The organism is Thiocapsa sp. (genome assembly GCF_022340925.1).
Taxonomy (GTDB): Bacteria; Pseudomonadota; Gammaproteobacteria; order Chromatiales; family Chromatiaceae; genus Thiocapsa.
This window is the reverse complement of the sequence record NZ_JAJDNA010000112.1, coordinates 1-7836: the sequence shown is the minus strand read 5'-3', so window position 1 is coordinate 7836 and position 7836 is coordinate 1. Positions and strand designations below refer to the sequence as shown.

The 7836-nt window shown below is 66.1% G+C and carries 8 protein-coding genes; 5 read left to right on the top strand and 3 right to left on the bottom strand.

Going from position 1 to position 7836, the window contains the following annotated elements; translation table 11 throughout:
• Positions 1-424 (bottom strand): NAD(P)H-dependent oxidoreductase subunit E (locus LJE61_RS13615; protein ID WP_296918658.1); only part of this gene is annotated, 424 nt, incomplete at its 3' end.
• 311 nt (positions 425-735) lie between these two features.
• Here LJE61_RS13615 and LJE61_RS13610 point away from each other — a divergent pair.
• The 5 genes from LJE61_RS13610 (at position 736) to LJE61_RS13590 (ending at position 6052) form a co-directional block, all read left to right on the top strand.
• On the top strand, positions 736-1209 hold the full coding sequence (locus LJE61_RS13610) for an Hsp20 family protein (RefSeq protein WP_296918656.1): 474 nt from the start codon (positions 736-738) through the stop codon (positions 1207-1209).
• 363 nt (positions 1210-1572) lie between these two features.
• The gene (locus tag LJE61_RS13605; RefSeq protein ID WP_296918655.1) at positions 1573-2931 is read left to right on the top strand and encodes a Do family serine endopeptidase; all 1359 of its coding nucleotides are present in this window, start codon (positions 1573-1575) and stop codon (positions 2929-2931) included.
• 617 nt (positions 2932-3548) lie between these two features.
• Complete coding sequence (locus LJE61_RS13600) at positions 3549-3803, top strand: PepSY domain-containing protein (RefSeq protein ID WP_296910002.1); 255 nt, start codon at positions 3549-3551, stop codon at positions 3801-3803.
• Between the two features lie 171 nt (positions 3804-3974).
• Positions 3975-4673, top strand: a complete 699-nt coding sequence (locus LJE61_RS13595; RefSeq protein ID WP_296918653.1) for a response regulator transcription factor — start codon at positions 3975-3977, stop codon at positions 4671-4673.
• The gene (locus LJE61_RS13590; RefSeq protein WP_296909998.1) at positions 4670-6052 is read left to right on the top strand and encodes an ATP-binding protein; all 1383 of its coding nucleotides are present in this window, start codon (positions 4670-4672) and stop codon (positions 6050-6052) included. The genes LJE61_RS13595 and LJE61_RS13590 overlap by 4 nt, the downstream gene beginning before the upstream one ends.
• Positions 6053-6107: 55 nt before the next feature.
• On the opposite strand, the gene galE is transcribed toward LJE61_RS13590, so the two are convergent.
• Complete coding sequence (galE, locus tag LJE61_RS13585; protein WP_296909997.1) at positions 6108-7121, bottom strand: UDP-glucose 4-epimerase GalE; 1014 nt, start codon at positions 7119-7121, stop codon at positions 6108-6110.
• Positions 7122-7216: 95 nt separating this feature from the next.
• Complete coding sequence (locus LJE61_RS13580) at positions 7217-7786, bottom strand: DUF805 domain-containing protein (RefSeq protein WP_296909995.1); 570 nt, start codon at positions 7784-7786, stop codon at positions 7217-7219.
• Between the last annotated feature and the right edge of the window lie 50 nt (positions 7787-7836).

Here is a 7836-nt window from a genome sequence, read left to right as displayed (position 1 = left end):
CCAGGAGCGCTGGCCCCTGGTCGCACATCCCGGTGCAGGAGGTCAGACCGACGCTGACGCGCCCGTCCCGGCGGATCAGGTCATGCCCCCGATCCGGCAGACCATCCAGACCGAGACGTCCGACCAGCAGGCGGATCAGGCGCTGGCTCCCCAACATCCGGTCGGTGATGTTGTCACTGAACCGGATCTCGAAGTCACCGCGGGGTCGCTCGTGGAGGAAGGCATAGAAGGCGATCGCCGCGCGCACCTGGGTCCGGGTCACGTCCAGCGCCCCGGAGAAGGCCTCCACGGCCTGTTCCGGTACATAGGAGAAACGATGCTGGACCCGGATGAGATGCTGGAGGAGGTGCTGCGGATCCCGCCCGTGGGTGTCGAGCGACTCCGCGACAAACTGCTCGACTGCGCCGGCTGCAAGACTGGTCATCGCCGTCCCCCTCGGGCTTGGACGCTTGGAAATCGTGCATCTGAACCAGAGTATAGAACGCCGAAATCGGGGCGAGGGAATAGCCGGCTCGCGTCGACGGGTGGGAACGGCGAGCCGCCGATGAGGGAATCTCGCGCTTCGCCCGATGACTCGCGAGCACGAATAGATCCGCGAAAGCTGGATCTCGGCGCCCCTTGACATCGCCCCACCCCGCCTTTACTTTACATAATGCAGTCGCTCCAGAGAGGTCTGCAGGAGTTGCGGTTCACTCGAACGCACCGTCCCATATTGCTCAACGTGAGGATATGTTCATGACAAACATTGACTTTTCACCACTCTTCCGTTCCATGATCGGCTTCGATCGGATGTCCTCCGCCCTGGAGACGGCCTATCGTTCCGAGCCGGGCGGCTATCCCCCCTACAACATCGAGGCCAGCGGCGAGAACGACTACCGCATCACCATGGCGGTCGCCGGATTCACCGAGAAGGATCTGAGCCTGGAGGTCAGGGAGAACATCCTGACCGTCTCGGGGGCGCGCTCCGAGAATGAGGAGACGAGCCAGACCAAGTATCTCTATCGTGGGATCGCCAACCGGAGCTTCGAGCGCAAGTTCCAGCTCGCCGACTATGTCCGCGTGCTGGATGCGCGTCTCGAGAACGGTCTCCTGCATGTCGACCTGCGCCGCGAGATCCCGGAGGCCATGAAGCCTCGTAAGATCGAGATCCGCGGCGAGCCCGGCCGCTTCATCGAGACCGACGCCAAGCAAGGCCAAGCAGCGGCCTGATGTCCGGGGCGGCCGCCTCACGCGGCTCATCCGCGTCACCCGCAGGCTGCTGATGCCGTCAACAAGCCGGGCGCTCGCCCGGCTTGTTTCTGTGATGAACATGCATTGTCCGGCGCCTTGCGTTCCCCAGGCACGCCGGGTCGGCGTTGCGGCTGCCCGACCAAAGCCGGGGGACGGGGGTCTCATACGCGCCTCGTCACTCCGTGCCCTCCGACCACAGCGGGCAGCTCGTCCAGCGGCTGAGGACGGCGCCCGTTGAGGGGACCCATACTGCGGGTTACACCCCTTTGCGTTCCGTGCACTTTTGCGGTTCAAATGTTCATCTGATCTCAAGGCAGACACGTCCAAGTCATGTTCAGACCCATGCGCCTCTCAAGCTCCATCGCACTCAGCTGGATCCTCCTCGCCGTGCTCGCCAGCGGGAGCGCCGGCGCGGGCCTGCCCGTGGTGGTCGATGATCAACCGCTGCCGAGCCTCGCGCCGATGCTGGAGCGGGCCGTTCCGGCGGTCGTCAACATCTCCACCGTCACGCGCATCGAGGCGGCCGAGCACCCACTGATGCGCGACCCTTTCTTCCGCCGGTTTTTCGACATTCCACCCCAGCAGCAGCGGCGCGAAGGAAACAGCCTGGGCTCGGGGATCATCGTCGATGCCCAGCGGGGCCTCGTCCTGACCAATCAGCATGTGATCGCGAAGGCGACGGAGATTCGGGTCACCCTGCACGACGGGCGCAGCCTGATCGCAGACCTGGTCGGCGCGGATCCCGAGACCGACATCGCGGTCCTGCGCATCCCTTCCCAGGACCTGATCGCGCTCCCGGTCGCGAACTCGGACACAGTGAAGGTCGGTGACTTCGTGGTCGCGATCGGCAATCCCTTCGGCCTCAGTCAAACGGTCACCTCCGGTATCGTCAGCGGGCTGGGTCGTTCGGGACTTGGGATCGAGGGCTATGAAAGCTTCATTCAGACCGATGCCTCCATCAACCCGGGAAACTCGGGCGGACCCTTGGTGAACCTAAGCGGCGAGCTCGTCGGCGTCAACACCGCGATCCTGGCCCCGGGGGGTGGAAATGTCGGGATTGGCTTCGCGATTCCCGCGAACATGGCCTGGGCCATCATGGAGCAGCTCGTCGATCATGGCACCGTGCGACGCGGTCTCTTCGGTGTCACCATCCAGGATCTGACACCAGAGCTGGCTGGCGCGCTCGGCATCGACCTGCGCGACGGGGCCGTGGTCAATGGAGTGGAGCCCGAGTCGGCCGCCGCAGCCGCCGGCCTTCGCGAGGGCGATGTGATCTTGACGATCAACGGGGCTGCCGTCAAAGGCGCTGCGGATCTCCGTAACCGGTTCGGCCTGCTACGGGTCGGGGCGGCCGTCCAGCTCGACATCCTGCGCGGCGGCAAGGTCCGTCGGGTCGACGGGACCATCGCCGACCCCTATCGGGATTTTGTCGAGGGTCGCCGCGTCGCCCCGAGTCTCGCCGGGGCCTTGTTGGGGGAGCTCGATCGCCGCGGCGGCGTCCCTGCACTCCCGGTTGGCACGGTTGAGCCCGGCACCGCCGCTTGGAACGCCGGTCTGCGAGAAGGCGACCGGATCCTCCAGGTCAACGGGCAGCGAGTCGCAAGTCTCCGCGACGTGGCCCGGGTACTGGAACAATCCGGGTTGCTCCTGAGCTTGCGGATCCAACGCGGTGACGACCTGTTGATCCTGGCGCGCCGTTGAGCCTGCCTGCCTTGGCCGAGCGCCTGCTTGCCCGGGCGGCGGCGATACCCGAGCCGATGAGTCCGCTCTGGCTCCCGCGCCCGGATTCGGGGCCGTATCCACCGGTTCAGCGACGGTTCAGCTTCTCCCTCTTAGGATGACCTCCACGATGGGACATTCGGTGTCTCATCGCTTGGCAGGAGACATCGGATGAATACGAAGCACGTTACGCTCACACTGGCTGCGGCAGGCCTGACCGCTCTCTTGATCATCCCGGCGCCGGCCTCGGCGAAAGGACCTCGCGAATGCGGGCATCGGAGCTGCGCCCCGGTCGAATCATGCCAGCCGCGGCGATGGTCCAGATCCGGCCGCCGCCCGTTCATCGTCGATCCGGCTCCCCAAGGCCGCCATGCCATCCGCGGATGGGCGCCGCCGTATCGCTACGTCGGCAGACAGCGGGGCAGCATTACGATCTATTTTGGCGGCTGGAGGTGAGGCACAAGACCCAGGAAGCTTGAGCCGACCCCTTCGGGAAGCGGGGTCGGAGGACTGGAGTCCCGAAGCCCACCGGGATCGGATGGAGGCGGCGACTGTGCTAGATTCCCCGCTCAATGCCCGACCTCGGAGCCCGGCCCAAGATGCCAACGCCCGCGCGTGCCCTCGTCACCCTGATCCTGGTCGTCAGCATACCGACGACCTGGGCCGCCCCCGGACGGGGCGGCGATTCCCGGCAGGGACAGCAGATGACACCGGCACAAGCGGAGGAGACCGCTCGCCGCAAGACAGGCGGGCGGGTGCTTGCCATCAAACCGGCAAACGGCGGCTATCAGGTGAAGGTCCTGACCCCGGCTGGCGAGGTCCGTTATGTCTTCGTTGCGGGGTCGGGCCGCTGAGGCCCGGTCCATTGGGGCGCGACGACAGACGGTGCCTCAAAAAATCTCGGACGGTCGTCTTGAAGCCTGTCTTGACCGCCGCCCCGAGGCCCACGCTGAGAATGCGATCGCTGCAGGGACCCGTGCCTTTCGCGCCGGTACGGCGACCGCTGCCGAGCCCGGGATGACCGCATGCGTATACTCGTCATCGAGGACGAGGCGGACCTCCGCCAACAGATCGTCGATCGCCTGAGTCGGGAAGGCGTCCTCGCGGACGGATCAGGCGATGGTCGAGAGGGTCTCTATCTGGCTACGGAATACCCCTTCGATGCCGCCGTGGTAGACCTCGGCCTGCCCGGGATCAGCGGGCTCGAGATCATCCGCCGTCTGCGCGCCCAAGACAGCCTCCTTCCGATTCTCATCCTCACCGCACGAGACCGCTGGCAGGACAAAGTACAGGGACTCGAGGCCGGCGCGGACGACTATCTCGTGAAGCCCTTCCACGCCGAGGAGCTGCTGGCACGCTTGCGCGCATTGGTTCGCCGAGCCAGCGGAACCGCCTCGCGAGAGCTGCGGGTCGGTCCGTTGCACATGGATCTGGTCACCCAGTCGGTCTGGATCAACGGGCGCGCGACCGATCTGACCGCCTACGAGTACCGTCTCCTGGAGCAACTGGCGAGCGCCCGCGGCGGCGTCCTCTCCAAGAGCGCATTGGCGGATCGGCTGTATCCCCACGACCAAGACCGCGACAGCAATGTCATCGAGGTCCTCGTAGGTCGACTGCGGCGCAAGCTCGACCCCGACGGCTCGCTCGCGCCGATCGAGACGCTGCGCGGTCGCGGCTACCGCTTGGCGCTCGCCTTCGCGGATTCAAGGCAAGACAGCGGATGATGTCGCTGCGCGCGCGGGTCGTCGCATCGGCTGCTGCGGTCCTCGCGGTCTTCATCGTCCTCACCAGCCTCGCGCTGGAGAATGCCTTTCGGGATACCGCCCAATCCGCGCGTGAGGAGCGCCTTCTGGCGCAGATCTTCCTCCTCATGGCGGCGGCCGAGGCGGACCATGACGGGTTGGTGTTCCCAGAGACGCTCGCCGAGGCCAGGTTCAGCCTTCCGGGCTCCGGCCTCTATGCCCGCGTCTTCGACAGCACCGACCGTCTGGTCTGGGAATCCAACTCCGCCGTCGGCGTCCCCGAACCGAGCCCCATGTCGTTGACGGCCGGCGAGCGCCGTCTCGAGCGCAGGACGGGCAGCGACGCACTCAGCTATCTGGTCGAAGCATTCGGTGTCTCCTGGGCGACCGGCGAGGCCCCGCGGGATTATGTCTTCATGGTTGCGGAGGATATGACAGCGTTCGACGCAGAGGTCGCGCGTCTGCGCGCGAGCCTCGCCGGCTGGCTGGGTGCCACGGCGCTCCTGACGTTGGCTGCACTGGTGTTCATCCTGGCCTGGGGTCTCAGGCCACTGCGTCGGGTCGCCAGCGAGGTGGCCGCGATCGAGTCCGGGGATCAGGCCAAGATCCTCGGCGCCTATCCGAGAGAGATCCGCGCCCTGACCGACAACCTCAACGGACTCTTGGCTCACGAGCAGGCGCGCCAGACGCGCCTGGACAACGCGCTCGGCGACCTCGCACATAGCCTCAAGACACCGCTCGCGGTCATCCGGGGCGCCCTTGGCGATGTCGCAACCCCCAACGCAGCCGCTACGATCGTGGAGGAACAGCTGGCGCGTATGAACCGCATCATCGCCTACCAATTGCAGCGCGCCCGCACCGGCGCCCTGCCGGGCGCCACCCTTACCCCACCGGTTCAGATCCGGCGCGTCACGGAGCGGCTCATCGAGTCGCTGAGCAAGGTCTACCGCCACAAAGGCGTCGCCGTCACCCTTTCAGTTCCGCAGGAGCTTCAACTTCCCGCCGTGGAAGGCGATCTGATGGAGATGCTCGGCAACCTGCTCGACAACGCCTTCAAGTGGTGCCGGAGCCAGGTTCATGTGCTCGGACGCGTCGACACAGGGGCGCTGATCCTCGCGATCGAGGACGACGGACCGGGGATTTCCCCGCAGGATGCCGTGGGACTCCAGGCCCGAGGCGCACGCGCCGACGAGGCAGTCCCCGGACACGGCATCGGCCTCGCGGTTGCCCGGGAGATCTGCGCCGCCTACGGCGGTCGACTCAGCATCGAGGACTCGGCGCTCGGCGGCGCCCGCCTCTGTCTGTACCTCCCTACCGGCGCCGGACGTGCCGCTCAACAGCGGAACAGGGCGCGACCTTGATCAGCAGTGGGGGAAGTCAGGGTGCTTCATCACCAGGCGCGTCGATGGGAGCCGCTCAGTCATTGAAACCGTGCGGATTCTCCGACTGCCAGCGCCAGGCGTCGCGCACCATCTCGTCGATCCCGAAGTCCGCCTGCCAACGCAGCTCCGACCGTGCGAGCGCGGGGTCCGCGTAGCAGATCGCGATGTCTCCGGCCCGCCGCGCGACGATCTCGTATGGCACGGGGCGCCCGCTGGCGCGCTCGAAGGCTGCGACCATCTCCAATACGCTGTAGCCTCGCCCGGTCCCCAGATTGTAGACGACCACCCCCGGCCCCTGCTCGAGTCGGCGCAGCGCGGCAAGATGCCCGCGCGCGAGATCGACGACATGAATGTAGTCGCGCACGCCCGTGCCGTCCGGGGTCGGGTAGTCATTGCCGAAGACGCGCAGCCGCGGCAGCTGACCCACCGCAACCTGAGCGACGTAAGGCATGAGGTTGTTCGGGATGCCGTTGGGATCCTCGCCGATCCGCCCGCTCGGGTGCGCACCCACCGGATTGAAGTAACGCAGCAGGGCGATGTTCCAATCGGTATCCGAGACGTGAAGGTCGCGCAGGATCTCCTCGATGAAGAGCTTGGAACGGCCGTAGGGATTGGTCGCCGAGAGCGGAAACCCTTCCTGGATCGGCACTGTTGCCGGGTCGCCGTAGACCGTGGCCGAGGAGCTGAAGACCAGGTTCTTGACCCCTGCCGCGGCCATCGCCTCGCAGAGACTGATCGTCCCGCCGACATTGTTCTCGTAATAGGCGAGCGGGATCTCCACCGATTCGCCGACCGCCTTGAGCCCGGCGAAGTGGACGACGGCATCGAATGAGCCGCTCCGAAAGACCGCATCCAGCGCCGCGCGATCGCGCAGGTCGGCTTGGATGAAGGCCAACGGCCGCCCCGTGATCTCCCGCACCCGCCGCAGCGCTTCCTCTTTACTGTTGCTCAGGTTGTCGACGACCACGACCTCCATTCCCGCGGCAAGCATCTCCACGCAGGTGTGGCTGCCGATATACCCGGCACCCCCGGTCACCATGACCCGCATTGCACATCTCCTTCGTTCATTCCGTCGGGCGCAGTCTAACCTGTTCAGGATGCCTCGAACGAGCGGGGCACCCTCGTCTGACGCCTTGCCGACGATCAAGCCGCGGACATGGTTTCCTGGAGCGTCTGCATCAGCTGCGGATTCATCAAGGCGGCGACGAGCACGATCAGCACTGCCGCGATCGAGATGCCGATGAGCACGGCGCCGATGCCCCCGAGCAACTTCTCCCACCCCGCTGTCGGCCGGGGCGGACCGAAGCGGTTGGGACCATCGGTGCCGGGCTTGAGGATTCCGTAGAGGCCGAAGACGACGTTCACCAGCGGGACCAGCATCAACAATGCCCACCATCCGCTGAGCTCGATGTCGTGCAGACGCCGGATGAAGAACAGGATGGTCGCGATCATCACCGCGAGGCCGAGGACAAGCGAGATCCCTGTGACGACCGCTGCAGCGGGGGTGTCCGGGATAGGCTCGCCCGCCGAGACGCCGAACGCGAAGGCGAGCGCCATCTGAACGAGGTTGACGCCGAAGCTGACAGCGACGGCCCAGGCAATATAGCTGAGGCGGCCAAAACGGCCGTGCGGATCGAAGGGGCCGGTCATGTCAACACCTTCGCGGCCGATGACATCGGTGCGGGACGGCTGGTCAGGATCGGTCGGTTCCATGGCGGGCGCTCCAACGGTGTTTGAAGTGTGGAGGCAGCACCCTAATTCAG